Annotated in this window: 27 protein-coding genes; 14 read left to right on the forward strand and 13 right to left on the reverse strand. The window is 72.9% G+C overall.

What is annotated here, in order from left to right:
* Positions 1 to 13: 13 nt before the first annotated feature.
* Positions 14 to 841: an MIP/aquaporin family protein gene (locus tag ACQPXG_RS18735; protein ID WP_433468979.1), complete on the reverse strand. Its 828-nt coding sequence runs from the start codon at positions 839 to 841 to the stop codon at positions 14 to 16.
* A 247-nt stretch (positions 842 to 1,088) separates the two neighbouring features.
* Between ACQPXG_RS18735 and ACQPXG_RS18740 the strand changes: the two genes are divergently transcribed.
* Both ACQPXG_RS18740 and glpK read left to right on the forward strand, forming a co-directional pair.
* Positions 1,089 to 1,856 carry an IclR family transcriptional regulator gene (locus ACQPXG_RS18740; RefSeq protein WP_433468980.1) on the forward strand — a complete coding sequence of 256 codons (768 nt, stop codon included), beginning with the start codon at positions 1,089 to 1,091 and terminating at the stop codon, positions 1,854 to 1,856.
* Positions 1,857 to 1,898: 42 nt separating this feature from the next.
* On the forward strand, positions 1,899 to 3,425 hold the full coding sequence (gene glpK, locus ACQPXG_RS18745; RefSeq protein WP_433468981.1) for a glycerol kinase GlpK: 1,527 nt from the start codon (positions 1,899 to 1,901) through the stop codon (positions 3,423 to 3,425).
* Here the strand turns inward: glpK and ACQPXG_RS18750 are convergent.
* On the reverse strand, positions 3,422 to 4,585 hold the full coding sequence (locus tag ACQPXG_RS18750) for an acyl-CoA dehydrogenase family protein (RefSeq protein WP_433468982.1): 1,164 nt from the start codon (positions 4,583 to 4,585) through the stop codon (positions 3,422 to 3,424). The genes glpK and ACQPXG_RS18750 overlap by 4 nt on opposite strands.
* Before the next feature lie 118 nt (positions 4,586 to 4,703).
* Here ACQPXG_RS18750 and ACQPXG_RS18755 point away from each other — a divergent pair, with 118 nt between their 5' ends.
* From ACQPXG_RS18755 to ACQPXG_RS18770, 4 genes are all read left to right on the forward strand, one after another.
* Positions 4,704 to 5,390, forward strand: a complete 687-nt coding sequence (locus tag ACQPXG_RS18755; RefSeq protein ID WP_433468983.1) for a GntR family transcriptional regulator — start codon at positions 4,704 to 4,706, stop codon at positions 5,388 to 5,390.
* Between the two features lie 67 nt (positions 5,391 to 5,457).
* Positions 5,458 to 6,258, forward strand: coding sequence for an enoyl-CoA hydratase/isomerase family protein (locus ACQPXG_RS18760; protein ID WP_433468984.1), 801 nt, complete (start codon positions 5,458 to 5,460; stop codon positions 6,256 to 6,258).
* Between the two features lie 14 nt (positions 6,259 to 6,272).
* A complete protein-coding gene (locus ACQPXG_RS18765) occupies positions 6,273 to 7,454 on the forward strand; it encodes an acyl-CoA dehydrogenase family protein (RefSeq protein WP_433468985.1) in 1,182 nt (393 codons plus the stop codon).
* Positions 7,451 to 8,671, forward strand: coding sequence for a CaiB/BaiF CoA transferase family protein (locus ACQPXG_RS18770; protein ID WP_433468986.1), 1,221 nt, complete (start codon positions 7,451 to 7,453; stop codon positions 8,669 to 8,671). Before ACQPXG_RS18765 ends, ACQPXG_RS18770 begins: the two co-directional genes overlap by 4 nt.
* A gap of 13 nt (positions 8,672 to 8,684) precedes the next feature.
* Here ACQPXG_RS18770 and ACQPXG_RS18775 read toward each other — a convergent pair whose 3' ends face one another.
* From ACQPXG_RS18775 to ACQPXG_RS18790, 4 genes are all read right to left on the reverse strand, one after another.
* Complete coding sequence (locus tag ACQPXG_RS18775) at positions 8,685 to 9,461, reverse strand: ABC transporter ATP-binding protein (protein ID WP_433468987.1); 777 nt, start codon at positions 9,459 to 9,461, stop codon at positions 8,685 to 8,687.
* Positions 9,461 to 10,555 (reverse strand): FecCD family ABC transporter permease, encoded by a 1,095-nt coding sequence (locus ACQPXG_RS18780; protein WP_433468988.1) that lies wholly within the window; start codon positions 10,553 to 10,555, stop codon positions 9,461 to 9,463. Before ACQPXG_RS18780 ends, ACQPXG_RS18775 begins: the two co-directional genes overlap by 1 nt.
* The gene (locus tag ACQPXG_RS18785; protein WP_433468989.1) at positions 10,548 to 11,621 is read right to left on the reverse strand and encodes an ABC transporter substrate-binding protein; all 1,074 of its coding nucleotides are present in this window, start codon (positions 11,619 to 11,621) and stop codon (positions 10,548 to 10,550) included. Before ACQPXG_RS18785 ends, ACQPXG_RS18780 begins: the two co-directional genes overlap by 8 nt.
* A gap of 71 nt (positions 11,622 to 11,692) precedes the next feature.
* Positions 11,693 to 12,280 carry a hypothetical protein gene (locus tag ACQPXG_RS18790; protein WP_433468990.1) on the reverse strand — a complete coding sequence of 196 codons (588 nt, stop codon included), beginning with the start codon at positions 12,278 to 12,280 and terminating at the stop codon, positions 11,693 to 11,695.
* Positions 12,281 to 12,382: 102 nt separating this feature from the next.
* Between ACQPXG_RS18790 and ACQPXG_RS18795 the strand changes: the two genes are divergently transcribed.
* From ACQPXG_RS18795 to ACQPXG_RS18805, 3 genes are all read left to right on the forward strand, one after another.
* The gene (locus ACQPXG_RS18795; protein WP_433468991.1) at positions 12,383 to 13,243 is read left to right on the forward strand and encodes a helix-turn-helix transcriptional regulator; all 861 of its coding nucleotides are present in this window, start codon (positions 12,383 to 12,385) and stop codon (positions 13,241 to 13,243) included.
* 111 nt (positions 13,244 to 13,354) lie between these two features.
* Positions 13,355 to 14,365, forward strand: coding sequence for an aldo/keto reductase (locus tag ACQPXG_RS18800; RefSeq protein ID WP_433468992.1), 1,011 nt, complete (start codon positions 13,355 to 13,357; stop codon positions 14,363 to 14,365).
* Positions 14,365 to 15,342, forward strand: coding sequence for a quinone oxidoreductase family protein (locus ACQPXG_RS18805; RefSeq protein WP_433468993.1), 978 nt, complete (start codon positions 14,365 to 14,367; stop codon positions 15,340 to 15,342). The genes ACQPXG_RS18800 and ACQPXG_RS18805 overlap by 1 nt, the downstream gene beginning before the upstream one ends.
* Positions 15,343 to 15,345: 3 nt before the next feature.
* Here the strand turns inward: ACQPXG_RS18805 and ACQPXG_RS18810 are convergent, their stop codons facing one another.
* Both ACQPXG_RS18810 and ACQPXG_RS18815 read right to left on the reverse strand, forming a co-directional pair.
* Positions 15,346 to 15,582, reverse strand: a complete 237-nt coding sequence (locus ACQPXG_RS18810; RefSeq protein WP_433468994.1) for a hypothetical protein — start codon at positions 15,580 to 15,582, stop codon at positions 15,346 to 15,348.
* Position 15,583: 1 nt separating this feature from the next.
* Positions 15,584 to 16,159, reverse strand: a complete 576-nt coding sequence (locus ACQPXG_RS18815) for a peroxiredoxin-like family protein (RefSeq protein WP_433468995.1) — start codon at positions 16,157 to 16,159, stop codon at positions 15,584 to 15,586.
* A 68-nt stretch (positions 16,160 to 16,227) separates the two neighbouring features.
* Here ACQPXG_RS18815 and ACQPXG_RS18820 point away from each other — a divergent pair, with 68 nt between their 5' ends.
* Positions 16,228 to 16,845 carry a TetR/AcrR family transcriptional regulator gene (locus ACQPXG_RS18820; RefSeq protein ID WP_433468996.1) on the forward strand — a complete coding sequence of 206 codons (618 nt, stop codon included), beginning with the start codon at positions 16,228 to 16,230 and terminating at the stop codon, positions 16,843 to 16,845.
* A gap of 11 nt (positions 16,846 to 16,856) precedes the next feature.
* Here the strand turns inward: ACQPXG_RS18820 and ACQPXG_RS18825 are convergent, their stop codons facing one another.
* The 4 genes from ACQPXG_RS18825 to ACQPXG_RS18840 are packed head-to-tail and all read right to left on the reverse strand — an operon-like array spanning position 16,857 to position 20,279.
* Positions 16,857 to 17,933, reverse strand: a complete 1,077-nt coding sequence (locus ACQPXG_RS18825; protein WP_433468997.1) for an NAD(P)H-dependent flavin oxidoreductase — start codon at positions 17,931 to 17,933, stop codon at positions 16,857 to 16,859.
* Positions 17,933 to 18,679 (reverse strand): CoA-transferase subunit beta, encoded by a 747-nt coding sequence (locus tag ACQPXG_RS18830; protein WP_433468998.1) that lies wholly within the window; start codon positions 18,677 to 18,679, stop codon positions 17,933 to 17,935. Before ACQPXG_RS18830 ends, ACQPXG_RS18825 begins: the two co-directional genes overlap by 1 nt.
* A complete protein-coding gene (locus ACQPXG_RS18835) occupies positions 18,676 to 19,536 on the reverse strand; it encodes a CoA transferase subunit A (RefSeq protein ID WP_433468999.1) in 861 nt (286 codons plus the stop codon). The genes ACQPXG_RS18830 and ACQPXG_RS18835 overlap by 4 nt, the downstream gene beginning before the upstream one ends.
* A complete protein-coding gene (locus tag ACQPXG_RS18840) occupies positions 19,533 to 20,279 on the reverse strand; it encodes an enoyl-CoA hydratase family protein (RefSeq protein ID WP_433469000.1) in 747 nt (248 codons plus the stop codon). Before ACQPXG_RS18840 ends, ACQPXG_RS18835 begins: the two co-directional genes overlap by 4 nt.
* A 55-nt stretch (positions 20,280 to 20,334) precedes the next feature.
* On the opposite strand from ACQPXG_RS18840, the gene ACQPXG_RS18845 reads away from it, so the two are divergent.
* The 4 genes from ACQPXG_RS18845 to ACQPXG_RS18860 all read left to right on the forward strand — a co-directional run bounded on the left by ACQPXG_RS18845 (position 20,335) and on the right by ACQPXG_RS18860 (position 24,416).
* Positions 20,335 to 21,108, forward strand: coding sequence for an SDR family oxidoreductase (locus tag ACQPXG_RS18845; protein ID WP_433469001.1), 774 nt, complete (start codon positions 20,335 to 20,337; stop codon positions 21,106 to 21,108).
* Positions 21,105 to 22,013 (forward strand): SDR family oxidoreductase, encoded by a 909-nt coding sequence (locus ACQPXG_RS18850; RefSeq protein WP_433469002.1) that lies wholly within the window; start codon positions 21,105 to 21,107, stop codon positions 22,011 to 22,013. The genes ACQPXG_RS18845 and ACQPXG_RS18850 overlap by 4 nt, the downstream gene beginning before the upstream one ends.
* 202 nt (positions 22,014 to 22,215) lie before the next feature.
* Positions 22,216 to 22,920, forward strand: a complete 705-nt coding sequence (locus ACQPXG_RS18855) for a hypothetical protein (protein WP_433469003.1) — start codon at positions 22,216 to 22,218, stop codon at positions 22,918 to 22,920.
* Positions 22,917 to 24,416 carry an NADH-ubiquinone oxidoreductase-F iron-sulfur binding region domain-containing protein gene (locus ACQPXG_RS18860; protein WP_433469004.1) on the forward strand — a complete coding sequence of 500 codons (1,500 nt, stop codon included), beginning with the start codon at positions 22,917 to 22,919 and terminating at the stop codon, positions 24,414 to 24,416. Before ACQPXG_RS18855 ends, ACQPXG_RS18860 begins: the two co-directional genes overlap by 4 nt.
* Here ACQPXG_RS18860 and ACQPXG_RS18865 read toward each other — a convergent pair.
* On the reverse strand, positions 24,401 to 25,825 hold the full coding sequence (locus tag ACQPXG_RS18865) for a protein kinase domain-containing protein (protein ID WP_433469005.1): 1,425 nt from the start codon (positions 25,823 to 25,825) through the stop codon (positions 24,401 to 24,403). The two genes, ACQPXG_RS18860 and ACQPXG_RS18865, sit on opposite strands and share 16 nt — an antisense overlap.
* Positions 25,826 to 26,003 lie beyond the last annotated feature (178 nt).

Consider the following 26,003-nt stretch of genomic DNA (forward strand, 5'->3'; position numbering starts at 1 on the left):
GGGGCTGGACGGCTCACGCCGTCTCGTACTGCGGCTCGGGCTTCGTGGGCTCCTGCGGGCTCTCGTCCTCGCTGGGGAGGAAGCGCCCGATCAGCGCCTTGTAGAGGCCGACGCCGAGCACACCGCCGATGAGCGGCGCGATGATCGGCACCCAGAAGTAGAAGTCGCCGTTCTGATCCCGCCACGCGGTCCCGTATCCGGTGAGGAACGAGGCGAGCCGCGGCCCGAAGTCGCGGGCCGGGTTGATCGCGTAGCCGGCGTCGGTGCCCCACGCCATCCCGATCCCCACCACCAGCAGGCCGATCAGGAGCGGGCCGAGGTTGGCCAGCGGCGGGGAGTTGCGCACGTCGGTGAGCGCCTTGATCACGAAGAGCAGGATGGCGGTGCCGATGACCTGGTCGCGGAACGCGCCCCAGGTGCCGACCGGGAGCGTGCCGTTGCCGGGCAGGGTCGAGAAGACGCCCTGGGTCTTGATGGTGTGGCCGGGGTCGATCTTGGCCAGCACCTCGCTGTAGTTCCAGCGGACGATCAGCGCCGCGACGAACGCCCCCGCGGTCTGCGCGGCGATGTAGGGCGCCGTCTTGCGCCAGGAGAACTCCTTGAACGCGGCGAGCGCGACGGTGACGGCCGGGTTGAGGTGGGCGCCGCTGATCCGCGCCGCGACGTAGACGCCGAGCGTGACGCCGAGGCCCCAGGCCCAGGCGATGCTGTCGTGGTCGCCGATGTCGGCGCCGGCGACCTGGGCGACGACGCCGACGCCGAACAGGATGAGGATCATGGTGCCGGCGAACTCGGCGGCGAGCTCACCGGCCAGCGCGGGGATTCTGGGTCGTTCCGCCATGGGTACTCCTCGGCAGGTGGGGTGGACGCGAGCCCCGTGAGGCTGGGCAGGACGCTAAGCCGGGATGGAACGCCTTACAACGGGATGCTGCCGACAATGTCGAACACTTTCGCCGTAGCCCGGCGGCGGTTACCCTCCACCCTGTGCACCAGATCACACAATCCGGGCAGTTCGGGGCGCATAGGACGGTGATCGCGACGACTGCCGACATTGTCGGCACCTCGCCGGGCGAACTACCATCGAATCCATGCCCGGACCTGTGCAATCGATCGAACGGGCGGCCGCGATCCTGCGCCTGCTCGCCGCGAGCTCGGGCCGGCTGGGGGTGGGCGAGATCGCGACCTCGCTGGGCCTCGCCCGGGGCACCGCGCACGGGATCCTGCGCACGCTGGAGCGCGTCGGCTTCGTCGAGCAGGACGGCGGCACGGGCAAGTACCAGCTCGGCGCGGCACTGCTGCATCTCGGCACCAGCTACCTGGACGTCAACGAGCTGCGGTCCCGCGCCATCAACTGGGCCGACGCGCTCGCGTCGCGCAGCGGCGAGGCCGTGCGGATCGGGACGCTGCTGGACGGCCAGGTCCTGGTCGTCCACCACGTGTTCCGCCCGGACGACACGCTCCAGGCCATGGACGTCGGCTCGCTGCTGCCGCTGCACGCGACCGCGCTCGGCAAGACGCTGCTCGCCCACGACGCCAACGCCGCCGCGTCCATCCGCGACACCGTCCTGGAGTCCTACTGCCGGCGGACCATCACCGACCCCCGCGAACTCGCACGCGCCGCCACCCGTGTCCGGGAGAACGGGTGGGCCGCCGAGACCGAGGAACTGTCCATCGGCGAGGCCGGCATCGCCGCCCCGATCCGCGGGTACGGAGGACTCGTCGTCGGCGCCATCGGCATCTCCGGGGCGGTCGAGCGGATCTGCGACGCCGGCCGCGTCCCCCAGCCGAGACTGGTGGCCTACGTCCGGGACGCGGCCCGCGCCGTCTCCCGCGACCTCGGCGGCTCGCGCTGGTGACGCCGCGGCGGCGGGGGCGCACCCAGGGGGAGGGGGCCGATCGTGACCGAACGTTACGTGATGTCGATCGACCAGGGCACCACGTCGACGCGGTGCATCCTGTTCGACCACGGTGGCCGCCTTGTGTCGGTGGCGCAGCGCGAGCACCGGCAGCATTTCCCGAAACCCGGCTGGGTCGAGCACGACCCGATGGAGATCTGGCGCAACCTTGAGCGCATCGCTCCCGAGGCCCTGGCCCAGGCGGGAGTCACGACGAACCAGGTCGCGGCCGTCGGCATCGCCAACCAGCGCGAGACGACCGTCCTGTGGGACCGGCTGACCGGCGTCCCGATCGGCCGCGCCATCGTCTGGCAGGACATGCGCACCGGCACCCTGGTGGACGAGCTCGGCCGCGCCCCGGGCGCCGCGATGGTCACCGAGCGCAGCGGGCTGCCGCTGGCCACCTACTTCTCCGCGCCGCGCATCCGCTGGATGCTCGACCACACGCCCGGCCTGCGCGAACGCGCCGAACGCGGCGAGGTCCTGTTCGGGACGATGGAGAGCTGGCTGATCTGGAACCTCAGCGGCGGCGTCGACGGCGGCGTCCACGTCACCGACGTGACCAACGCCAGCCGCACCCTCCTCATGGACCTGCACACGCTGAGCTGGGACGACGGCCTGCTCGACTTCTTCGGCGTGCCGAAGGCGATGCTGCCGGAGATCAGGTCGTCCACGGAGACGTACGGAACGGCCCGCCGCGTCTTCCCCGGCGTGCGTGTCGGCGCCGCCCTCGGTGACCAGCAGGCCGCCCTGTTCGGGCAGACGTGCTTCTCCCCGGGCGAGACCAAGTGCACCTACGGGACCGGCGCGTTCCTGCTGATGAACACCGGCACCACGCCGGTCAGGTCGGACAACGGGCTGCTCACCACGGTGGGCTACAAGATCGGCGACGAGCCCGCCGTGTACGCCCTGGAGGGCTCGATCGCGATCACGGGTGCGCTCGTCCAGTGGTTCCGGGACGGCCTCGGGCTGATCACCAGCGCGCCGGAGATCGAGACCCTGGCCCGGACGGTCGACGACAACGGCGGCTGCTACATCGTCCCGGCCTTCTCCGGGCTCTTCGCCCCGCACTGGCGCAGCGAAGCCCGCGGCATCATCGTCGGCCTCACGTCCTACATCACGAAAGGCCACCTGGCGCGGGCGGTGCTGGAGGCGACGGGCTGGCAGACCCGCGAGGTCGTGGACGCCATGAACGCCGACTCCGGGCTCAGCCTGAAGGAGCTGAAGGCCGACGGCGGCATGACGTCCGACAACCTGGTCATGCAGATGGTCGCCGACGTGCTGAACGTGCCGGTGGCGCGGCCGATGGTGGTCGAGACGGTGTCGCTCGGCGCCGCCTACGCCGCCGGGCTCGCCGTCGGCTACTGGGCGGGGCTCGAAGGGCTGCGCCGCAACTGGCACCGGGCCGCCCGGTGGGTTCCGGCCATGGAGCCGGGACGGCGCGCCGCCGAGTACGACAACTGGAAACGCGCCGTGGAGCGCACGTTCGACTGGATCCGGGCGGGGGAGGACCCGGCCTCCACTCCCTAGATCGGCCCCTGGATCCGGTGCCGCCCGATGAGCTGCTTGACGATCACGTTGCGCTGGATCTCGTTCGTCCCCTCGCCGACGATCATGAGCGGGGCGTCGCGGAAGTAGCGCTCGACGTCGAATTCGGTGGAGTAGCCCGCCGCGCCATGGATGCGGACCGCGTTCAGCGCGATCTGCATCGCCGCTTCGGACGCGTACAGCTTGGCCATGCCCGCCTCCATGTCGCACCGCTCGCCGGCGTCGAGGCGTTCGGCGGCATCGAGGGTGAGCAGGCGCGCCGCCTGGAGCTGGGTGGCCATGTCGGCGAGGTAGTTGCCGACGGACTGGTGCATCCAGATCGGCTTGCCGAACGCCTCACGTTCCTGGGCGTAGCGCAGGGAGTCCTCCAGGGCGGCCCGCCCGACGCCCAGCGCACGCGCCGCGACCTGGATGCGGCCCACTTCCAGGCCGCGCATCATCTGGGCGAAGCCGCGTCCCTCCTCGCCGCCGAGCACCGCGTCCAGCGGTGCCTCATAGCCGTCGAACGACAGCTCGCAGCTCTCCACACCCTTGTAGCCGAGCTTGGGCAGGTCACGGGAGACGGTCAGGCCTGGCCCCTGCTCGACGAGCAGGATGCTGATCCCCTTGTGCCTGGGGGACGCGGCGGGGTCGGTCTTGCACATCAGCGCGATCAGGCCCGACCGGCGTGCGTTGGTGATCCACATCTTGGCGCCGTCGACGACGTAGCGGTCGCCGTCCCGCCGCGCGGTCGTGTTCATCGCCTGCAGGTCGGAGCCGCCGGACGGCTCGGTGAGCGCCATCGTGGCGCGCAGTTCGCCCGTCGCCATCCGTGGCAGGTACCGGGACTTCTGCTCTTCGGTGCCGAAGACCGCGAGCAGGTGGGAGACGACCGTGTGGCCGCCGAACGCGCCCGCGAGGGTCATCCAGCCGCGTGCCAGCTCCTCGGTGACGAGCGCGTAGCACGCCTTGGAGACGCTGACGTCGCCGTACGGCTCGGGCACGGCGAGCCCGTAGACGCCGAGTTCCTTCATGCGGTCGATGAGGTGCTCGGGGTAGGCGTCCGCGTGCTCCAGGTCGCGGGCGGCGGGACGGACCTCATTGTCGACGAAGTCCGCGACGACCTCGACGATGGCGCGCTCCTCGGCGCTGAGCGTGAACACGGCTGCCGTTCTCCTCCCGCGTCGCTGCGGTATCTCATATATTTGATTTGAAAATACCGGCTGTCAACGGCGCGGCCGTCCATAATGTGATCACCTTCAGCCAGGCGCACGGGAGACGATGACTGTGGCCCTTTCCGGTGACCAGGCCCTCGGCAGGCGCCGCCAGCTGAGCGACGAGGTGGCCGCCTACGTCCGCGAGCTCATCATGTCGGGCCAGGTCAAGCATGGGGAGTTCCTGCGCCTGGAGCGGATCGCCGAGGACCTCGGGATCAGCGTGACCCCCGTCCGGGAGGCGCTGCTGTCGCTGCGCGGGGAGGGCTTCGTCACGCTGGAGCCGCGGCGCGGGTTCATGCCGGCGCCGCTGACCCGGCAGGACGTCCAGGACCTGTTCGAGGCCCAGGCGTACTTCGCCGGCGAGCTCGCCGCCCGCGCGGCCGGGAAGATCACCGAGGCGGAGCTGGAGTCCCTCGACCGGACGCAGGCGCTCCTGGAGGAGGCGTCGAAGACGCGGGACTCGGCGGCCATCGAGCGCGCCAACCACCAGTTCCACCGGGTGATCAACCTGTGCGCCGGGTCGCCCAAGACGTCCTGGCTGCTGCAGCTCGTGGTCCGGTACGCGCCGCGCCGCTTCTACTCCAGCATCGAGGGCTGGACCCAGGCGTCGGTCGACGACCACCACCTCGTCCTCGCCGCGCTGCGGGCCGGGGACGCCGACGGCGCGCGGCAGGCGATGCGCGCCCACATCCGGCACGCGGGCACTCTGCTGGTGGTGCATCTGGAGGGGCAGGGCTTCTGGGAGGGCTGACGGCGGGCGCCCTCTTCCCATCGTCGCGTCTTCTCTCATATCGTATAAAAAATTTCCAGGAGGGTTGATGGACGACCGGGACGCTGAACCGGCACGCGAGCCCGTGGTCACCACCGCCGACCACGGTCCGGCACGGGTGGTCACGCTGAACCGGCCCGAGGCCCGCAACGCGATCGACATGGCGATGCGGGAGTCCCTCCTGGACGAGTTGCGGCGCGCGGCGGACGACCCCGGCGTCCGGGCCATCGTGCTGACCGGCGCGGGCGGGACGTTCTCGGCGGGCGGCGACGTCCGGTCGATGGAGGGGGCCGGTCCCGACGCCGTCCGGGCCAGGCTCGCGCCCGTGCACAAGGCGGTCCGGCTCATCGCGACCTGCGGGACGCCGGTGATCGCGGCCGTCGAGGGCGCCGCCGCCGGGCTCGGCGTCTCCCTGGCCGCCGTGTGCGACCACGTGGTCGCCGCCGAGGACGCCCGGTTCGTCGCCGCCTTCGGCAAGGTCGGCCTCGTCGCGGACGGCGGGCTGCTCTGGACGCTCCCGCAGCGCGTCGGCTTGGGCCGCGCCAAGGAGATGCTCGTGTTCGGCCGGACTGTGCCCGCCTCCCGCGCCTTCGAGATCGGCCTCGCCGACTCTCTCGCCCCGCCGGGCAGGGCCCTTGAGGCCGCCCTCGAACGCGCCGCCGAGGCCGCCGCGCTCGCTCCGCTGTCGGTCGCCGCGGCCAAACGCCTCCTGGCCCGCGCCGACCACAGCCTCAAGCGGCTGCTGGAGGCGGAGCGGGAGGAGCAGGCCGTCCTGTTCGGCACCGCCGACTTCGCCGAGGGCCGCGCCGCGTTCGACGAGCGCCGCACGCCGCGCTTCGAGGGCCGCTAGGGGAGGAGCAGATCGTGAGCAGGTTGCAGCAGACCCACGGGCTGTCGGACGAGCAGCGGGAGATCATCGCGACCGTCCGGGCGTTCGCCGACAAGGAGATCCTCCCGGTCGCGACCCGGCTGGAGCACGCCGACGAGTACCCGCAGGCGATCGTGGACGGCATGAAGGACCTCGGGCTCTTCGGCCTGACGATCGGTGAGGAGCACGGCGGGCTCGGTGAGTCGCTGCTGACGTACGCGCTGGTCGTGGAGGAGCTGTCGCGGGGCTGGATGAGCGTGTCCGGCATCGTCAACACCCACTTCATCGTCGCCTGGATGATCGCCCATCACGGCACGCCCGAGCAGAAGGCGCACTACCTGCCGAAGATGGCGACCGGCGAGATCCGCGGCGCGTTCTCGATGTCGGAGCCCGGGTGCGGCTCGGACGTCTCGGCCATCAGGACCCGCGCCGTCCCGGACGGGGACGACCACGTCATCGACGGCCAGAAGATGTGGCTGACGAACGGCGGCTCGGCCAACCTCGTCGCCACTCTCGTCAAGACCGACCCCGAGGCCGGGCATCGCGGCATGACCACGTTCCTCGTCGACAAGTCCCCGGGCTTCGGCGAGGTCGCGCCCGGCCTCACCGTCCCCGGCAAGATCGAGAAGATGGGCTACAAGGGCGTCGACACCACCGAGCTGATCTTCGACGGGTACCGCATCCCGTCCGCCCAGATCCTCGGCGGGACGCCCGGCCGCGGCTTCTACCAGATGATGGACGGCGTCGAGGTCGGCCGCGTCAACGTGGCGGCGCGCGGGTGCGGCGTGGCCAGGCGCGCGTACGAGCTGGCCCTCGACTATGCGCGGCGGCGCGAGACGTTCGGCCGGCCGATCGCCGAGCACCAGGCCGTCCTGTTCCGGCTCGCGGAGATGGCGACCAAGGTCGAGGCCGCGCACCAGATGATGGTGATGGCGGCGCGCCGCAAGGACTCCGGCGAGCGCAACGACCTTGAGGCGGGCATGGCCAAGTACCTTGCCAGCGAGTACTGCAAGGAGGTCGTCGAGGACGCCTTCCGCATCCACGGCGGCTACGCCTACTCCACGGAGTACGAGATCGAACGCCTCTACCGGGAGGCCCCCATGCTCCTGATCGGCGAGGGCACCGCCGACATCCAAAAAATGATCATCGGCCGCAGACTCCTGGAGGCCGACCGATGACCGCGGGTGGAGGTCGTTTCTCGGACGTCGGCGGGCTTCCGCTTGAGGGGATCACCGTTGTCGCGCTGGAGCAGGCGGTGGCGGCGCCGTTCGCCACGCGGCAGTTCGCCGACCAGGGTGCACGCGTCATCAAGATCGAGCGGGTGGACGGCGGCGATTTCGCCCGCGCGTACGACACGGGCGTGCGCGGCGGGCTTGGCACCCACTTCGCCTGGCTCAACCGGTCCAAGGAGTCGGTGGCGCTCGACCTCAAGCGGGACGAGGGGCGCGCGATCCTCACCGATCTGGTCGCCGGCGCCGACGTGTTCCTGCAGAACCTGGCGCCCGGTGCGGCGGCGCGGCTCGGGTTCGGCGCGGACGTCCTGCGGGCCCGCGACCCCCGTCTGATCGTGGTCGACATGTCCGGATACGGGACGCGCGGTCCGTACCGGGACAAGCGGGCCTACGACATGCTCGTCCAGGCCGAGGCCGGGCTGATCTCGGTCACCGGCACCCCGGAGACGCCGGCGAAGGCGGGCTCGCCGCTGGCCGACATCGCGGCCGGCATGTACGCCTTCTCGGGGACGCTCGCCGCGCTCGTCCGGCGCGGCACCACCGGGCGGGGCGCCTCGATCGAGATCACCATGTTCGACGCGGTCGCCGAGTGGATGAGCCAGGCGATGTACACGACGCTCTACACGGGTTCGCCTCCGCCGCGCACCCGGCTGAGCCACCCCGTGATCACCCCCTACGACGCCTACCCGACCTCGGACGGCGTGGACGTGGTCATCGGCGTCCAGAACGACCGCGGCTGGGCGGCCCTGGCCACGGGCGTGCTGGACCGGCCCGACCTGGTGACCGACCCCGAGTACGCGACGAACCAGGCGCGGGTCCGCAACCGGGAGAAGGTGGACGCGATCGTCGCCGGCGTCACGTCCCGCATGGGACGGGACGAACTGCTGCGGCGGCTCGACGAGGCGGGCGTCCCGAACGCGTCCCTGAACGACGCCCACGGCCTGATCGCCCATTCGCAGCTCGCCGAGCGAGACCGCTGGCGCGAGGTGGGTTCCCCGGTCGGCGACATCCGGGCGCTCCTGCCGCCGATCACGTTCGCGGACGCCGAGCCCCGCATGGACCCGATCCCGGCACTCGGCGAGCACACCGACGCGGTCCTGCGCGAGCTGGGCCGCGATGACACCGCCATCGCGGCCCTCCGCTCCGCCGGAACCGTCGCCTAGCCCGGTAAGGGCGTCATGCTCCGCCGCCCAAGGCCGCGACCGCGATGTGGGGACGGCCGGTGATCGGATGGGCGCCGATGTGCGCCCGCACACCGAACACCTCGGCGACGAAGTCCGGCGTCAGCACCTCCAGCGGCGGACCCGATGCCCGGACCTTCCCGTGTTCGAGCACCACAAGGTGATCGCAGTAGGCGGCGGCGTGGTCCAGGTCGTGCAGCGCGGCCAGCAGCGTGAGGCCGAGGGACCTGACCAGGTCGAGCAGGTCGAGCTGCGCGCGGACGTCGAGGTGGTTGGTCGGCTCGTCCAGGATCAGCAGCGGCGCCTCCTGTGCCAGCGCCCGCGCTACGAGGACGCGCTGCCGCTCCCCGCCCGAGAGGGTCGAGAACAGCCGCCCGGACGCGTGGCCGAGGCCGACGCGTTCGAGCGACTCGCCGATCACGGCGCGGTCCGCCGCGTTCTCCCGGTCGAGGACGCCCTTGTGCGGAGCGCGTCCCATCGCGACGACCTCGGCGACGGAGAACTCTCCGGAGAGGTCGCCGTGCTGGGTGAGGACGGCCCGGCGCCGTGCCGCCCGCCGGGCCTTCATGCGCCACAGGTCGTCCTCGCCGAGCAGGACGGCGCCGGCGGCCGGGCGCAGCGAGCGGTACACGGTGCGCAGCAGCGTCGACTTGCCGCTGCCGTTCGGCCCGATGAGCCCGACGAACGCGCCCGGCTCGGCGACCAGGTCCACCCCGGACACGATCGGCGTGCCGTCGATCTCGGCGGTGACACCCGCGATGACCAGCCGCATCAGTGCGCACCTCCCGGGCGCCGCCGCAGCAGCCAGAGGAAGAACGGCACCCCGAGGCCGGTGGTGAAGATGCCGATGGGCAGCTCGTTCGGCCGGTCCGCGGTGCGGGCGGCGATGTCGACGGCGACGAGGAACACCGCACCCGCCAGGGACGCGACGGGCAGCACCCGCCGGTGGTCGGCGCCGACCAGGAATCGGGCGGCGTGCGGCACCATCAGCCCGACGAAACCGATCCCGCCGACGACGCTGACGCAGGTCGCGGTGAGCAGCGAGGCGATGACGAGCAGCGAGATCCGCAGGGCCTGCACCGAGGTGCCGAGCCCGGCGGCCGCGTCGTCCCCGGCCATCAGCGCGTTCATGTTCCGCCCCTGAAGGAGCAGGAACGCCGTGCACGCCGCGATCACCGCGGCGGGCAGGCCGAGGTCGGACCAGGCCGCGCCCGCGACGCTGCCCATGAGCCAGAACATCAGGCCCTGCAGCTCGGCCGGGTTCACCTGCAGCTGGACGTAACTCGTGGCGGCCGAGCAGAGGTACCCCACCGCGACCCCGGCCAGGACGAGCCGGGAGTCGAGCAGCCGCCCGCCGCGCTGCGCCAGCGCGTACACCGCGAGGACGCTCAGCACCGCCGTCGTGAACGCCGCGCCGGTCACCCCGATGCCGCCGAGGGCCGCCGCGCCGAACGAGATGACCAGCACCGCGCCCAGCGAGGCACCGGCGGAGACGCCGAGGACGTAGGGGTCGGCGAGCGGGTTGCGGACGAGTGCCTGCAGCGCGACCCCCGCGACGCTGAGTCCGGCCCCGGCCAGCGCCGCGACCAGCACGCGGGGGGTCCGGATCTCCCAGATCACCTGGTCGCGCAGCGGGTCGGGCGACGAGGCGCCGGTGACGTGGGCGCCGACGACGCGCCAGACCGCGCCGGCGGGCAGGTTCACCGATCCGATGGAGATCGCCGCGATGGTGACGGCGACCAGGGCGGCGGTGAGGCCCGCGATCAGGACGCCGGTCGCGCGTCCCGACACCATGTGCGGGCCGCGCCGCGAGCCGCCGGCCTGCCGCGCGGCGGGCGTTCCGGCGGCGGTCCGGGTGTCAGGCATCGGGGTGCACCACTTTCGCGATCTTCTCGACGGCCCATGCGTTGAGCGGTCCGAGGAACGCGCCGTCCGCGACGGCCGTGTGGGTGCGCGTCCTGGACGCCTGCCATTGCGGATAGGCCCGGAACAGCTTGTCCGCCTCGGCGGCCGGGTCCTCGGAGGGGGTGAACGCGCCCACCACCAGGACGTCCACCTTCGCGGTCGCGAGCTGCTCCTTGGTCAGCGTGCTGGTCACGTCCCTGGAGCGTCCGGCGAAGGCGTTGACGCCGCCCGCCGCGCCGATGACGTCGTCGGTGATCCGCCCGGTCAGCACGGCCGGCAGCCCGTTCGCGTTCATCATCGACATCCCCGGATACACGATGAGCACCCGCTTGGGTGGCCTCCCGGCGACCCGGCCGCGCACGGCGTCGATCCGCCGCCGCAGGCCCGCCGAGACGTCCGCCGCCTTCCGCTGGACGTCGAAGACCCTGCCGAGCAGCGTCAGGAACTCGTAGGACGAGCCGATGGAGATCCGTTCATGGGCGCGCTTTTCCGCCTCGCCGGCGTCCGGCTTGCCGTAGGCGCAGTTCACCGGGTTGACGAGGGTGTTGATGCCGGCCGCGGCGAGCTGCTCGCGGGTGGCGAGCCCCCGCTTGGCGTCGAACCCGCCCGACCAGGTGGACACGACCAGGTCGGGCCTGGCCGCGAGGACCTGCTCGGCGGGCACCTCGAAGTTGCGGTTCATGGTGAGCCCGCCGGTGCGCATCGCCTTGATCGCCGCGACCATCGACGGGTCGTCCGACACCCCGTAGGACTGGGCGTTGGCGAGGACGTTCCGCTGCAGCCCGAGCAGGACGAAGCTCTCGGACTCGGCGACGGACGTGCCGTTGAGGATCAGCACGCGCTGCGGCGGCCGCGTGAAGGTCACCTTCTGGCCGCAGTTGCGGATCGTCAGCGGATACGACGTGGGGCCGGGCGCGGCCGGAGCGGCCGCGGGCTCCTCGTCCGCGGACGGTGTGGAGCAGCCCGCGAGCGCGACGGCCGCCATGGCGGCCAGCATGGCAAGACGGGACGGCTTGCGATCGAACATGGGGGATTTCCCTCTTCCGGTGGTCGGATGGCATGCCGAAGGCACGCCGGACCGCCCGCCGGGCGGCGGGGTCAGGCGGCGTGCCGGAGGACCACCGGGGGACCGCGGCGGGAGACCGCGCGGGCCAGCAGGACGCCGAGACGCGGCGCCGGGTCGGCGGCGACGACCACCCGCCACGGCGGGCGGTGCGGCGACGCCGGGCGGATCGCCACCCGGACGAGGACGATCGCGAAGACGGCGCCGAACAGCCACCAGACGGCGTGCTCGGCACCGGACAGCAGGATCGCCGCGGCGACCGCGGCGACGGCGTGCCCGGCCAGCATCGCCGGGCCCATCGCGAGGCCGGGCGGCGCGGCAGGAACGCCGGCCGGCTCCATGTGGTGGGCAGGGGACGAGCCCGCGAGCGCGAACGCCAGGTGGAAGGCGAGCTGTGCCCATCCGACGACGGCGAGGATCCGGGGGAACGACAGCATCCGGCCGGCCAGGCCCACGCACAGCGTGCCCACCACGGCCCCCGCGCCGAGGACCGCCGGGAGCGGCGGCAGGCAGCACTTCCCGCCACCGCCGAGCACGTGCCCGCCGAGCACGAGCATCGTGCACGCGGCCGCGAGGAACCCGCCGCGCGCGAAGCGCGCCGGCGACGTCCCCGAGCCGATCATGGCGACAGCCTAGGCCCCGGCCGCGGGGGCCGCTCCACCGCCTACGCGATCATGGTCGGCGCTCGCTCGGGCCGCCTCCCGAGTGGCGGATATCGTGGCCGTATGGCCAGCCAGACTCCCGCCTCAGCCCCCGGCCGCCGCCGCGACGAGTTGCGCGACTTCCTGCGCACCCGCCGGGCCCGGCTCACCCCCGCCGACGTCGGCATGCCCGACGGGGGACGGCGGCGGACACCGGGCCTGCGCCGCGAGGAGGTCGCGGTGCTCGCCGGGGTCGGGGTGTCCTGGTACACGTGGCTGGAGCAGGGCCGCGACATCAAGGTGTCCGGGGACGTGCTCGACGCCATCGGCCGTGCGCTGCGGCTCGACGGCGCCGAGCGCGAGCACCTGTACCTGCTGGCCGGCCTGAACCCGCCGCAGGCCGAAGTGGGCCCCGCCGTCCCGATCACGCCGGAGTTGCAGCGGGTGCTGGACGCGTGGTCGCCGCGGCCCGCGTACGTGCGCGACCGGCACTGGAACTTCGTCGCGATCAACGACGCCGCCCGCGAGGTCTTCGGGTACGGCGACACCGACCACAACTGCCTGGTGACGTACTTCACGAACGTCCGGTACCGGTCGATGCACACGCACTGGGCCGCAGCCGCGCCCGACGTCGTCGCGCGGTTCCGCGCCGACGTCGCCCGCTATCCGGACGACCCGGAGTTCGGCCGGCTCATCGAGGACATGATCGCGGTCAGCCCGGAGTTCGCGGAGCTGTGGCCCCGCCACGAGGTGAGCGCGAACGCGCAGGCGGTCAAGGGGATCAGGCATCCGGACGCGGGCGAGCTGATCTTCGAGGGCACCCTGCTGCCACTGGCCGACCGTCCGGGCCACCATCTGGTGCTGCACAACCCGCGGCCGGGCACGGGCACGCAGGAACGCCTCGAGAAGCTGATGGCCCGCCGCGGCCTGGCCGCCGCCAGCTGATCCTCCCGGCGCCAGGCTGGTGGTGCCACACCCAGGATGAACGGAGTCTGTCACCCCGCCGGCGCCTCCAGCACGATCGTCCTCAGAACGAGAACCATGAAGGGAATCTCAATGAGGACGCGTGAATTCGCCGGGACGCGGGTCGGTGCGGTCGGGCTCGGGTGCATGGGAATGAGCTGGGCTTACAGCGAGTCGGAACGCGATGACGAGAACTCCGTCGCGCTGATCCGGGAGGCTCTCGACCTCGGCGTGACGTTCCTGGACACCGCGCAGCCCTACGGCGACGGCCACAACGAGACCCTCGTCGGCCGGGCGCTCGCCGGGCGCCGGGACGAGGCGGTCGTCGCGACCAAGACGGGTCTGGTCGTGGAGTCGATGGCCACGAGGAAGATCGTCCGCAATGGCAGGCCGGAGCACGTCAAGGCGTCCGCCGAGGAGAGCCTGCGCCGTCTCGGCACCGACGTGATCGACCTGTACTACCTGCACCGGGTCGACCCTGAGGTGCCGCTCTCCGACAGCTGGGGCGCGATGGCGGAGCTGGTCGCCGAGGGCAAGGTCCGCAGGCTCGGCCTGTCGGAGGTCGGCGTCGCGCAGGCCACCGAGGCGCACGCGATCCACCCGGTCGCGGCCGTCCAGTCCGAGCTGTCCCTGTGGACGCGCGACGCGATGGGCGCGCCCGGCGCGGTGGCGGGCGTCTTGCCGGGCGACACCCCCGGCACGGGGGAGGGCCCCGGCGACGTGGTCGGGTGGTGCGCCGCCAACGGTGCCGCGTTCGTGCCGTTCTCGCCGCTCGGCCGCGGCTTCCTCACCGGGACGGTCACCGGCGCCGAATTCGAGGACACCGACTTCCGCGGCGGCAACCCCCGTTTCCAGGAGGACGCGCTGAAGGCCAATCTGCGCATCGTGGACGTCGTGAAGGCGGTCGCCGCCCGGCACGGCGCCACGCCCGCGCAGGTCGCAATCGCCTGGACGCTCGCGCAGGGCGAGCATGTCATCCCGATCCCCGGCACCAAGAAGCAGCGGTACCTGCACGACAACGCCGGCGCCGCCGGCTTGGACCTCACCGAGGCCGACCTGGCCGAACTGGACGACGTCCCCGCGGCCGTGGGAGGGCGGTACTGATGAAGGCGGTCACGATTCCCGAGTTCGGCGGCGCGGACGTCCTGCGCCGGGCCGAGGTGGAGGTTCCCGAGCCTGGCCCGGGCCAGGTGTCGATCGACGTCGCGTACGCGGGGGCGAACTTCGCCGAGGTCCTGTACAGGCAGGGCGTGGTGGACGTTCCGCTGCCGTTCGTGCCGGGCATCGAGGTGTCCGGGCACGTCCGAGCGGTGGGCCCGGACGTCGAGGGACTGCGCAGGGGCCAGCCCGTCGCCGCCCTGACGATCGTGGACAGCGGCGGCTACGCCCAGGTCGCGGTCACCTCCGCCGACCTCGTCGCGCCGCTCGACGGACTGGACCTCGGGCTGGACGTCGCGGCGGCCGTCCCGTCCAACGGCACCACCGCGTTCCTCGTCCTCGACCGCGTCGCGCGCATCGAACCGGGCGAGACGGTACTGGTGCACGCGGCGGCCGGGGGAGTGGGCAGCCAGCTCGGCCAGGCCGCCCGGCTGCTCGGTGCGGGCCGGGTGGCCGGCACGGTCGGCGGCCCCGCCAAGATCGAGACCGCGCGCGGGTTCGGGTACGAAGACGTCGTGCTCCGCGACGACCTGCCGGGCGAGGTCGCGGCCCTCACCGGCGGGCGCGGGTTCGACATCGTCGTCGACATGGTCGGCGGCCCGGCACGCCGCGCCAGCCTCGACGCCCTCGCCCCGATGGGGCGGATGGTCGTGATGGGGAACGCGTCCGGTGCCGATGATGTCGGCGTCTCGGCGAACGAGCTGTGGTTCACCAACAAGACCGTGTCGGGATTCAACCTGGCGGCGTTCGCCGGGGTGTCACCGGCCGAGGCGGGACGAGCGTTGCGGCGGGCCGTCGCGGCAGCCGCCTCGGGCGACCTGCGGGTCCAGGTCGAGGAACTGCGTTTGGAGCAGGCCGCCGAGGCGCACGAGCGCATCGAGTCGGGTGCCACGACCGGCAAGCTCGTCCTCGCGGTGAGCTGACCGTCAGGACGCGACGACCAGCCAGGCCGTGCTGCGCAGCCGGACGCCCTCGGGCGTCTCGAACGCGCGGGCCGCGTCGGTGAGCGCGGCCCGCGCGTCGCCTTCCCCGCCCTCGCTGACGAAGTCGCGGAACGCGCGGTCGGCGGGACGGATCGAAGCGGCCCGGAACAGGACGGGATCGAAGCCGCCGCAGACCACCTCGTAGCGGGCGGCGTCCTCGACGCGGTCGAACGCGCTCATCTCAGTGCCTCTCAGACGGGTTCGGGGCCTGCGCGGCGAGGGAGAGCAGTTCGTCGACCGTCCACTGGTCGTACGCGTGCTCGCCGTACTTGGCCGCCACGACGCGGCCGTCGCCGCCGATGAGGAAGTCGGCGGGCAGGCCGAAGCGCCCACCATCCGGCCACAGCCTGGGCGCTCGGTCCCGGCCCCGGATGATCCTCCAGGTGCCGATGGCGACGGCCCGGACGACCGTCCACCAGACGCGCGGATCGAGAAGGGCGCGGCGCGCGGACTCGACGCCGAACTCCGCGTACAGCCGTTTCCGCGGGTCGCCGACCACCGCGAACGGCAGGCCGCCCACGTGCTCGCGCAGTTCCTCCGCCGTCGAGTGGAAGACGACCACCTCGCGGACCCCGGCAGCCTTGATCTCGTCGTGCCGCACCACGATCGAGCGCAGGTGCAGGTTGCAGATGGGGCAGCCCGCGAAGCGGCGGAACTGCAGATGGACGAGCCGGCCGGGGTCGGGGACCGGGACGGGCGGGCCGTCGACCGGGGTCAGCTCCCGTGCCGGGACGTCGGAACCGGGCGCGAGGTGCATGGGCGCTCCCTGTAGGTGTATGGCGTACGCCTACGATCGTAAGCGTATGCCGTACGCTGTCAAGTGCCATGCCTCGACCACGCTCGCTCAGCCCCGAGCGGCTCGCCGGAGCCGCGCTCGCCGTCATCGACCGGGACGGGCTCGCCGGGCTGTCCATGCGCGCCGTCGCCAAGGAACTGGGGATGAGCACCATGGCGCTCTACCGGTACGTGCGCGACCGCGAGGAGCTGGAAGGGCTCGTCGTCGATCTCGTGTACGCCGAGGTCGACCCCGCGCCGCCGCCTGAGGGACCATGGGACGCGCGGATCGAGACCATGGCCCTGCGGTTGCGGGACGCGTTCGGCGCCCACGCGTCGATCATGCCGCTGACGCTCACCCACCGGCACGACTCGGCGGGGTCGCTGTGCTGGGGCGAGACGGTCGCCGGCATCCTCGCGGACGCGGGCATCACGGGGCCGCGTGCCGCCATCGCGCTGCGCGCCCTGCTCGCCTACATCGTCGGCGCGATCCAGCTGGAGCACCTGGGCGCGCTCTCAGGGGCGGGGACCGCCGCCATCGCCGAGCTGCCCGCCGGTGAATTCCCCCACATGGCCGGGACCGCGCGGCACGCCCGTGACATCGGCCCCGAAGAAGAGTTCCGCGGGGGACTGGCGGCCGTGCTGCGCGGCCTGCGGGTACCGGACTGACGCGTACTGGCCTAACGCGTACCGGACCGGCCCGCCAGGAGCGACTGCTGCGCGGCGATGGTCTCGGCGGCCCGCGTCACGATTCCGTCGATCAGCGCGGCGCAGCTCGGCAGGTCGTCGATGACGCCGACGACCTGACCGGATGCCATCACGCCGAGGTCCGGGCGGCCGTCCACCATGGCCGCCTTCAGCAGCATCGGGGTGTTGGCGGCCATCAGGACCTGCGACCACGACAGGTCCTTGCCGTGCTTCATCGCCTTCCCGTCGGCGATCATCTGGCGCCACGACATGCCGGACAGCCGCTTGAACCGGGCGCCGTTGCGCACGGCCCGGACGAGCCCGCCGGCCCGGCCCGAGCCCTCCAAAGCGTCGACCAGCTCGCTGCGCAGCACCCGGTGCGGCATCCCGTCCACCCGTCGCGTCACCACGGTCTCGCCGGTCTCCAGGTACACCTGCTTGACCGCGTCCGGCACCGAGCTGTCGGACGTCAGGAGGAACCGGGTGCCCATCGCGACGCCCGCCGCGCCGTAGGCGAGCGCCGCGGCGAGGCCGCGCCCGTCGAAGAAGCCGCCGGCCGCGATGACCGGGATGTCGACGGCGTCCACGACCTGCGGCAGCAGCAGCGTGGTGGCGACGGCGCCGGTGTGCCCGCCGCCCTCACCGCCCTGGACGAGCACCGCGTCCGCGCCCCAGCCCGCGACCTTCTCCGCGTGCCGCCGCGCGCCGACTGACGGGATCACGACGAGCCCCGCGTCCTTGAGCTTGGCGATCAGCTCCTTCTTCGGCGCGAGCGCGAACGACGCGACCTTCACGCCCTCCTTGATGAGCAGGTCGATGCGGTCGCCCGCGTCGCCGGCGTCGGCGCGCAGGTTGACGCCGAACGGCGCGTCCGTGCGGTCCTTCACTTCGCGGATCGCGTCCGCGAGCTGATCGAGCGTCATCGTCGCGGACGCCAGGATCCCGAGACCGCCCGCGTTCGCCACGGCCGTGACGAGCCGTGGCCCGGCCACCCATCCCATGCCGGTCTGGACGACCGGGTGCCGCACGCCCGCCAGCCGGGTCAGCGGCGTATCGAGCAGCTGCTCCATCAGGAGGGGACCTCCCTCTCGCGCAGCCCCTTCGGGTCGAGGACCTCGCGCATGATCCGCAGCTCCTCGCCGTCCGGCGTCCTCGTCTCGGGGACCTCGTCCGGGACGGCCAGCTCGAAGCCCGTCGCGGCCACCACGTCGCCGGCGCTCACTCCGGGGTGGACGGAGCGAAGCCGCATGCGCCTGTCCGGAGTGTCGAAGTCGAGGACGGCCAGGTTGGTCACCACGGCGCGGATCTCGTGCGCGCCGCGGTTCCAGCCGACGCCGCTCACCATGTCGACCTTCTCGGTGAACACCCGCGTCGAGTGCTTCGGCACCCAGTAGCTCGTCGTGTTCAGCAGCGTGTTCCCGGGCCCGCCGCGCACCCCGAGCAGCTGCCGCGTCGGCCGGTCCCAGTCGCCGATGCAGGAGATGTTGGTGTTGCCGTGCGCGTCGATCTGGCTCGGGCCCATCACGACGTGCCGGCGCCCGTTCAGGACGAGCCACAGGTGGTCGCGGAACGGCAGCCAGCCCTCGGCCGTCTCGGCCGACCCGCCGAGCGGGACGGGCTCGGCGCTCAGCGACGGCCCGCCGTCGGTCGTCAGCAGCCCGGGCGCGAACGTCGCCCGCGCCAGCCGGGACCCCAGCATCGGCACGAATCCGGCCACCGCCGCCGCGACGATCTCCCCGTCGCCGCGGAAGAGGTCCGCGCACGCCGCGGCGCACACCTCGGCCCTCGTGATCTCGGCCCTCGTCGCAGTGCTCATCGGGACTCCTCCCGCCAGACCCGGACGGCGTCCTGGTACGCGGCCTCGTCGCCGGAGAGGAAACGGTCGCTGAAGGCCGCCCACTTCTCCGGGTCGGCCGCCGACTGCGCGTACAGTTTCTGGAACCTCTCGTCCCGCCCGAAGTCGGGCACGCAGTCGGTGAAGTGCGCGCCGTTCGGCGTCTCCACCACGCCCGTCACCTGCGACCGGTTGATCAGCAGCGACTGGATCGGCCCCTCCTTGGCGAAGTCGGCCGTGTCGACGAGGCGCTCGCACGACACGTACGTCCGGTCCGCGGCCTTCGCGAACAGGTCGTCCATGTAGGGGTCGGGGCCGAGGTACTGGGCGTTGCCGCGTGCGTCGGCGCGGTTCATGTGCACCAGCGCCACGTCCATCTTCAGGGCGGGGACGGCGACGAGCTCCTGGCCGTCCTCGTACGGCGACCGGATCGTCCGCAGCTCCGGGTTGACCTTCATCACGTCCGAGCCGAGCCCGGCCGGGGTGGGCAGGAACGGCAGCCGGTGCGCCGCCGCGTACAGCCCGAACATGAACATGCCCTCGTCGTACTCGGTCAGCTCGATCGCCGCGGACTGCCGCGCCTGCCGGAAATGCGGCTCCAGCGGGATCGAGTCCATGGTCACGAACGCGGTGACCAGCCGCCGGATCTTCCCGGCCGCGCACAGCAGGCCCACGTCCGGGCCGCCGTAGGTCACCACGGTCAGGTCGGTGACGGGGGAGCGGAGGATCGCCCGGACCAGGGCCATCGGCTTGCGGCGCGAGCCCCAGCCGCCGATCCCGACCGTCATGCCGCTCTCCAGCGACCCGGCGACGTCCTCGACCGACAGCACCTTGCTCATTCCGCCCCCTTGGCGACGAAGGCGTCGCGGTGCTCGTCGCCCGCGCCGACGAGGTTGAGCTCGAACGTGAAGCCCTGCTCGTAGCGGTAGCTGCGCTTGACGTCGACCGGGTCGATGCCGTTCAGCGACTCCTTGGCGCGCCGGATCACGTACCGGTCCTTGGCGGCGATGTCCGCGGCGACCTCCAGCGCCTTGGCGCGCAACTCGCCCGCCGGGACGACTTCCAGCACCGAGCCGTGGTGGTGCAGTTCCTCTGCCGTGACATTGCGGCACGTGTAGACCATCGCGCGCATCAGGTGCTGCGGGACGAGCCGGGCCAGATGGGTGGCGGCGCCGAGCGCTCCCCTGTCCACCTCGGGGAGGCCGAAGTACGCGTCCTGCGACGCGACGACGATGTCGGCGTTGCCGGCGAGGCCGATACCGCCGCCGAGGCAGAAGCCGTGCACTGCGGCGACGACCGGGACCTCGCAGTCGTAGACGGCGGCGAACGCCGCGAAGCAGCCGCGGTTGGCGCCGACCAGGGCTGTGTGGCCGTCGGTGCTCTGCATCTCCTTGATGTCGACGCCCGCGTTGAAGCCCCGGCCCTCGGCGCGGAGCACGACGGCGCCGACCCCGGGATCGCGGCCCGCCGCGAGCACCGCGTCGGCCAGCCCGTACCAGCCCGCGACGGTCAGGGCGTTGACCGGCGGCGCGTCCACGACGATCTCGGCGACCCCGTCCAGGGTCGTGGTGGAGACTCCCATGCGCTACCTTTCCACCAAACATTTGTTAGAACAGAAGGTAGCAGAGGGAGGCCGGATGTCTCTGACGCTCGACCTGGACGGCAGGACCGTCGTGGTGACGGGCGGCGTGCGCGGGGTCGGCGCCGGGATCAGCCGCGCCTTCCTGGAGGCGGGCGCCGACGTCCTCGCGGTCGCCAGGCGCGAGCCGGAGACCCTGCCCGAGGCGGACGGCCGGACGGCCCGGTTCGTCTCGCTGGACGTGCGCGACCCGGAGGCCGCGCAGGCGTTCGCCGACGGCCTGGACCGCGTCGACGTGCTGGTCAACAACGCGGGCGGGGCTCCGTACCTGCCGGTGGCGGACGGGAGCCTGCGCACCCACGTCAAGATCATCGAACTGAATCTCACCTCGGCGTTGATCATGTCCCGGGCGCTGCGGCCGGCGATGCTGCGGCACGGCGGCGGCTCGGTGATCAACATCGGCAGCGTGAGCGGGGTGCGGCCGTCACCCGGCACCGCCGCGTACGCCGCCGCGAAGGCCGGCCTGCACAGCCTCACCGAGTCCCTGGCCGTGGAATGGGCGCCGCACATCCGGGTCAACACCCTGGTCCTCGGGATGGTCCGCACCGAACTGGCGCACCTGCACTACGGGGACGAGGACGGTGTGGCGGCGGTCGCGCGGACCGTCCCGCTCGGCCGCCTCGCCGATCCCTACGACATCGGCGCCGCGTGCGTGTTCCTGGCGTCCGACCTGGCGTCCTACGTCACCGGCTCGTCGATGCAGGTCCACGGCGGGGGAGAACGCCCCGCCTTCCTGGACGCCGCCACTGTGAACAAGGAGGAGTCACGATGATCTGCAAGGACCGCGTGGTCGCCGTCACCGGTGCCGGACGCGGGCTCGGCCGTGCGCACGCGCTGGAGTTCGCCCGGCAGGGCGCCCTCGTCGTCGTGAACGACCTCGGCATCGCAAGGGACGGCACGGGCGACGCCTCGGAGGGGCCGGCTCACGACGTCGTCCGGGAGATCGAGGCGCTCGGCGGCAGGGCGGTGGCGAACACCGACGACATCGCGACCGACGCCGGCGCCGCCGCCCTGGTCGGCACGGCGATCGACACGTTCGGGCGGCTCGACACGCTGGTCAACAACGCCGGGTTCCTGCGCGACCGCATGCTGATCAACCTCGGCGAGGACGAATGGGACGCCGTCATGCGCGTCCACCTCAAGGGCCACTTCCTGCCGCTCAAGCACGCAGGGCGGTACTGGCGGGCCGAGAGCAAGGCGGGCCGCGCCGTGGACGCGCGGGTCGTCAACACCTCGTCCGGCGCCGGGCTGCTCGGCAGCGTCGGCCAGGGCAACTACTCCGCCGCGAAGGCCGGCATCGTCGGCCTCACCCTCGTCGCGTCCGCGGAACTCGGCCGGTACGGCGTGACCGTCAACGCCATCGCGCCCGCCGCCCGCACCCGGATGACCGAGGAGGTGTTCGCCCAGACGATGGCCGCCCCCGCCGAGGGCGAGTTCGACGCGATGGCGCCGGAGAACGTCTCGCCGCTCGTCGTCTGGCTCGGCTCCGCCGGATCGCGGGACGTCACCGGCCGGGTCTTCGAGGCGGAGGGCGGCAGGATCTGCGTCATGGACGCCTTCCGGCACGGCCCGGCCGCCGGCAAGGGCGCGCGGTGGGACCCGGCCGAGGTCGGCGACGTCGTCAAGGACCTCCTGGCGAAGGCGCCCGCCCCGGAGCCGGTCTACGGCGCGGGCTGACCGCGGCGCCGCCGTCGGCCCCGTCCTGATCCGGCCAGGTCAGAAGGCCATGATCAGCGAACCGCACCCGCTCGATCACGCATCGTATCCATGGGGACGAACGCGCTGACGAGGACGGGGGGCGTCGATGAGAAGCGGCCGGGAGCGTCCGGGCACCGGGGGACCACGGGGAATCGCTCACGAGGGGACGAGAGCGTTCCTCATGGGGCCGGGCGGCCCCGCCGAGAAGGAGCCGCCGGTACGGACACCGGCACGGGCACCGGGCCGGGGCCGGGTGCCGCGGGGCGTCCTGCTGTCGGCGGCGGCCACCGGAGCCGTCGGAGTCCTGCTGGGGCTCGGTATCTCATCGGGCGTGCTCCTGCCGGAACTGCGCGCCATCGGGTCGTTCCTCGACTTCTACTGCGGTGTCTTCGCGCTGGTGTCGCTCTCGCTGACGGTCATGGTCGGGGTGGTCGCCACCGATCGCGTGATCCTCTCCCCGGCGCACCGCGTGCACGCGCAGGCGGTGCACCGGGCACTCGCGTTCCTCGCCGTGGCGATGCTGATACTGCACCTGGCCTCGCAGCTGGCACGGCACAGGGTCGGGGCCGTCCAGGCGTTCCTTCCGCTCTCCCTCCACCACCTGGGGGACTACGGGCTCGGCACGCTCGCGTTCTATCTGCTGATCGTGGCGTTCGCGGGCGGTGTCGCCCGGGGCCGGTTCGCCGCCGCCCGCCGTCCCTGGGTGTGGCGGGTCCTGCACCTCGCCGCGTACGCGGCCTGGCCGATCGGCGTCCTGCACGGCCTGACGTCCGGCCGCGCGCCCGCGCACTGGGTGACGGGCGGGTACCTGATCTGCCTCGCCGCCGTGGCGGTGGCCCTGGCCGCGCGGCCGGTCCTGGCGAGGCGGGCCGGGAGGACGCGGTGAACGCGCCGGCACGTCCGAAGATCGCGGTCCGGCACATCGGCCCGCCGCGCCTCACCAAGGGCCTGGAGGGCGCGGCACGGCTCGACTGGGACGCGCACCGCGCCCTGCACCCCGTGCCGCGGCCCCTCACGTCCGAGCAGCTCATCGCGCTCTGCGAGGCCGGACGGCTGCACGGGCGGGGCGGAGCCGCGTTCCCCTTCGCCCGCAAGGTCGGCGCGACCGCCGGCAGCGCCGTCCGCCGCCGCAAGCGGACCGTCGTGGTCGTCAACGGCACCGAGGGCGAGCCCGGCAGCGCCAAGGACAAGGTGCTGCTCCGCCGCGCTCCGCACCTGATCCTGGACGGCGCGGCGCTCGCGGCGACCGCCCTCGGCTCGGTGGAGATCATCGTCGCGGTGACCGACGAGGAGGCGGCCCGCTCGGTGGAGCGGGCGATGGCCGAGCGGGGTCTCGGCGCCCGTGCCCGCACCGTCCGGCTGCCCGAGCACTTCGTCACCGGGGAGAGCGGCGCCCTGGTCCGCGGCATCAACGGGGGCCGCCCGGTCCCGCCCGGACGCAAGGGCCGCGCCTCCACCCGGGGCGTGGACGGGCTGCCCACCCTGCTGTCCAACGCCGAGACCTACGCCCAGCTCGCGGTCCTCGCCGGGCTGGGGCCGCGCGCCTACGCGAAGGCGGGAACGGCGGAGGAACCCGGCACCGTGCTGCTGACCGTTACTGGCTCGGCCCGGTTCCCCGCCGTCATCGAGACCTCCGCCGGCGCGCCGCTCGGCCACATCCTCGACCTGTGCGGCGCCCGTGCCGGCGAGGGGGTGCTGGTCGGCGGCTACCACGGCGCCTGGCTGAGCGGGGAGGCCGCGGCCCGCACCCGGTTGTCGCGGGCCGGGCTGGCGGCGTCCGGCGGCGTCCTCGGCGCCGGGATCGTCATGCCGGTCGGCCGGAACACGTGTCCGCTCGGCGAGTGCGCGCGGGTCGCCCGCTACCTGGCGGCCGAGTCGGCCGGGCAGTGCGGCCCGTGCCGGCTCGGCCTGCCGGACGTCGCGGGCGCGTTCGCCGACCTCGCCGCCGGACGCGACGCGGCCGCGGCGTGCGACACCGTCCGGCGCGCCGCCCGGATGGTCGTGGGGCGCGGAGCGTGCGCGCATCCCGACGGCTCGGCCCGGTTCGCGCTGTCGGCCCTGGACGTCTTCGCGGCCGACGTCGCCCGGCACGCGGCGGAGGGCGGATGCGGCCGGCCCGTCCGGGGGGTCCTGCCCGCCGACACCGGCGCGGAACTGAGCCTGGAGGTCGACTGGAGCCGCTGCGACGGTCACGGCCTTTGCGCCGACGTGCTGCGTGGCACAGTCAGGATGGACGAGTACGACTATCCGGTCATCCCACCCGAGCCGATCCCGGCGCGGCTGGAGGCGGATGCGAGACGCGCCGTCGCCATGTGCCCGGGGCTCGCGCTCCGGCTCGTTCCGCGCACCGGCCACGAGAAGGGGGCTCAGCGCGGCCGGTAGTCGTCCATGTACCGGCGCACGTTCTCGGTGTACGGCTTGAACCGGGCCGGGACGCCGCCCGCCTTCACGACGGTCTTCGCCGAGCTCCGGTAGGCGGCGGCGAGGTTCAGCGCCGGATCCCCCGGCACGTCCTTCAGGTCCTTGCCCCAGAAGCACAGGAACCGGCCCATCGCCGGGATCGACAGCTCCGGCGTGATCTGCGCGGGCCTCGGCTCGGGGTTGTCGAGCCCGCCGGGCTGCCAGAACACCAGCACGTGCGGTGTCCACCGCGCGATGCCGTACTCGTCCTTCGCGGGGTCGGACAGGCGCGGGTCGAACCCGCTCTCGGCCTTCAGCATCGCCGCGATCAGCGCCGGGCTCAGCCCATGCAGCCGGCACCACGTGCCCGCCTGGACGATCAGGTCCCGGTACCGCGCCGGGATGTCGGATCCCGGGCGCAGCCACCGCGCGTCCCGCTCGCCCGCCGCGGAATCGCCGCCGCCCCGGCCGATGAACCCCCAGAGGACGGCGGCCGCCACCGTGACGGCCATCGCACCGGCCACCGCGATCACGATCCTCCGTCGCCTGCGCGCACGGGAGACCTCGGCCCTCTCCGGACGCGGCTCCGGCAACGGATCGGTGCCGATGTCGGCGGCGGCCCGTGCCAGGGCCTCGCCGAACTCGGCGGCCGACGCCCAGCGCCGCTCCCTGTCGGGCTCCAGCGCGCGGAGCACGACCGTGTTCACGGCGGGCGGGATCGCCGGCCAGGTCTCGCCTGGTGAACGCGCCGGCGTCGCGGGCGGCTCTCCGGTCAGCAGGTGGTAGGTGAGCGCGCCGAGGCCGTAGATGTCGGCGCGCCGGTCGGGGGCGCCGTCCACCTGCGTCTGCTCGGGCGCCATGTACCCGGGCGAACCGGCCGGCAGCGTCAGGCTCGACAGGTGGTCCTCGGTCCGCGCGATGCCGAGGTCGGAGATCATGATCCGCTCGCCGCCGCCGGACGCGGACCGCAGCAGCACGTTGGACGGTTTCAGATCGCGGTGCACCACGCCGAGGTCGTGCAGTTCCTGCACGCCCCGGCTGATCTCCCGGGCGGTGCGCAGGGCCTCGTCCGGCGGCAGCGGCCCGTCCGCGAGCCGCTCCGCCAGCGTGCCGCGGTCGGCGTAGGTCATCACGAAGTAGGGCCGGCCGTTTGGCAGCTCACCGATGTCGAAGACCTGGACCAGCCGGTGCGAGTCGGCCCGGCGCAGCAGCCGTGCCTCCTGGACGAACCGGTCCCGCACATCGGTGCGCAGCGTCCAGTGCTCGCCAAGGATCTTGATCGCGACGGGGGAGTCGAGTTCGGGATCGTGGCCCAGCCAGACCGAGGCGAAGCCGCCCGATCCGAGCAGGCGGTCGATCCGGTAGCGGCCGGCGGCGGTCGGGTGCTCCACGTTGCCCAATCATGAACGATCGGCGCCGCCCGGCGCAGTGTCTTTGAGTGAAGGATCCAGTGCGGTGCGTGGCGTTCCCCGTGGAATGCGGTTCCGCGGGGAGACGTTGTTCCCTCGGGAAAATGGATCGCCCCGAGCGGGCCGGTCCGGCTACGGTGCGAAGGTTTGCGGGGTGAGC

Origin of the sequence: Spirillospora sp. CA-128828 (genome assembly GCF_050945415.1) — a bacterium.
In the GTDB taxonomy this organism is placed as follows: domain Bacteria; phylum Actinomycetota; class Actinomycetes; order Streptosporangiales; family Streptosporangiaceae; genus Spirillospora.

What these genes read in the sequence shown, in the direction of transcription:
- ACQPXG_RS18845 (WP_433469001.1), top strand. Translation starts at nt 20,335, where the DNA reads ATGTCTCTGACGCTCGACCTGGACGGCAGGACCGTCGTGGTGACGGGC.
- ACQPXG_RS18850 (WP_433469002.1), top strand. Translation starts at nt 21,105, where the DNA reads ATGATCTGCAAGGACCGCGTGGTCGCCGTCACCGGTGCCGGACGCGGG.
- ACQPXG_RS18815 (WP_433468995.1), bottom strand. Translation starts at nt 16,159, where the DNA reads ATGCACCTCGCGCCCGGTTCCGACGTCCCGGCACGGGAGCTGACCCCG.
- ACQPXG_RS18740 (WP_433468980.1), top strand. Translation starts at nt 1,089, where the DNA reads ATGCCCGGACCTGTGCAATCGATCGAACGGGCGGCCGCGATCCTGCGC.
- ACQPXG_RS18790 (WP_433468990.1), bottom strand. Translation starts at nt 12,280, where the DNA reads ATGATCGGCTCGGGGACGTCGCCGGCGCGCTTCGCGCGCGGCGGGTTC.
- ACQPXG_RS18820 (WP_433468996.1), top strand. Translation starts at nt 16,228, where the DNA reads ATGCCTCGACCACGCTCGCTCAGCCCCGAGCGGCTCGCCGGAGCCGCG.
- ACQPXG_RS18825 (WP_433468997.1), bottom strand. Translation starts at nt 17,933, where the DNA reads ATGGAGCAGCTGCTCGATACGCCGCTGACCCGGCTGGCGGGCGTGCGG.
- ACQPXG_RS18735 (WP_433468979.1), bottom strand. Translation starts at nt 841, where the DNA reads ATGGCGGAACGACCCAGAATCCCCGCGCTGGCCGGTGAGCTCGCCGCC.
- ACQPXG_RS18830 (WP_433468998.1), bottom strand. Translation starts at nt 18,679, where the DNA reads ATGAGCACTGCGACGAGGGCCGAGATCACGAGGGCCGAGGTGTGCGCC.
- ACQPXG_RS18835 (WP_433468999.1), bottom strand. Translation starts at nt 19,536, where the DNA reads ATGAGCAAGGTGCTGTCGGTCGAGGACGTCGCCGGGTCGCTGGAGAGC.
- ACQPXG_RS18840 (WP_433469000.1), bottom strand. Translation starts at nt 20,279, where the DNA reads ATGGGAGTCTCCACCACGACCCTGGACGGGGTCGCCGAGATCGTCGTG.
- ACQPXG_RS18800 (WP_433468992.1), top strand. Translation starts at nt 13,355, where the DNA reads ATGAGGACGCGTGAATTCGCCGGGACGCGGGTCGGTGCGGTCGGGCTC.
- ACQPXG_RS18855 (WP_433469003.1), top strand. Translation starts at nt 22,216, where the DNA reads ATGGGGCCGGGCGGCCCCGCCGAGAAGGAGCCGCCGGTACGGACACCG.
- ACQPXG_RS18805 (WP_433468993.1), top strand. Translation starts at nt 14,365, where the DNA reads ATGAAGGCGGTCACGATTCCCGAGTTCGGCGGCGCGGACGTCCTGCGC.
- ACQPXG_RS18810 (WP_433468994.1), bottom strand. Translation starts at nt 15,582, where the DNA reads ATGAGCGCGTTCGACCGCGTCGAGGACGCCGCCCGCTACGAGGTGGTC.
- ACQPXG_RS18775 (WP_433468987.1), bottom strand. Translation starts at nt 9,461, where the DNA reads ATGCGGCTGGTCATCGCGGGTGTCACCGCCGAGATCGACGGCACGCCG.
- ACQPXG_RS18770 (WP_433468986.1), top strand. Translation starts at nt 7,451, where the DNA reads ATGACCGCGGGTGGAGGTCGTTTCTCGGACGTCGGCGGGCTTCCGCTT.
- ACQPXG_RS18755 (WP_433468983.1), top strand. Translation starts at nt 4,704, where the DNA reads ATGACTGTGGCCCTTTCCGGTGACCAGGCCCTCGGCAGGCGCCGCCAG.
- ACQPXG_RS18785 (WP_433468989.1), bottom strand. Translation starts at nt 11,621, where the DNA reads ATGTTCGATCGCAAGCCGTCCCGTCTTGCCATGCTGGCCGCCATGGCG.
- ACQPXG_RS18780 (WP_433468988.1), bottom strand. Translation starts at nt 10,555, where the DNA reads ATGCCTGACACCCGGACCGCCGCCGGAACGCCCGCCGCGCGGCAGGCC.
- ACQPXG_RS18795 (WP_433468991.1), top strand. Translation starts at nt 12,383, where the DNA reads ATGGCCAGCCAGACTCCCGCCTCAGCCCCCGGCCGCCGCCGCGACGAG.
- ACQPXG_RS18760 (WP_433468984.1), top strand. Translation starts at nt 5,458, where the DNA reads ATGGACGACCGGGACGCTGAACCGGCACGCGAGCCCGTGGTCACCACC.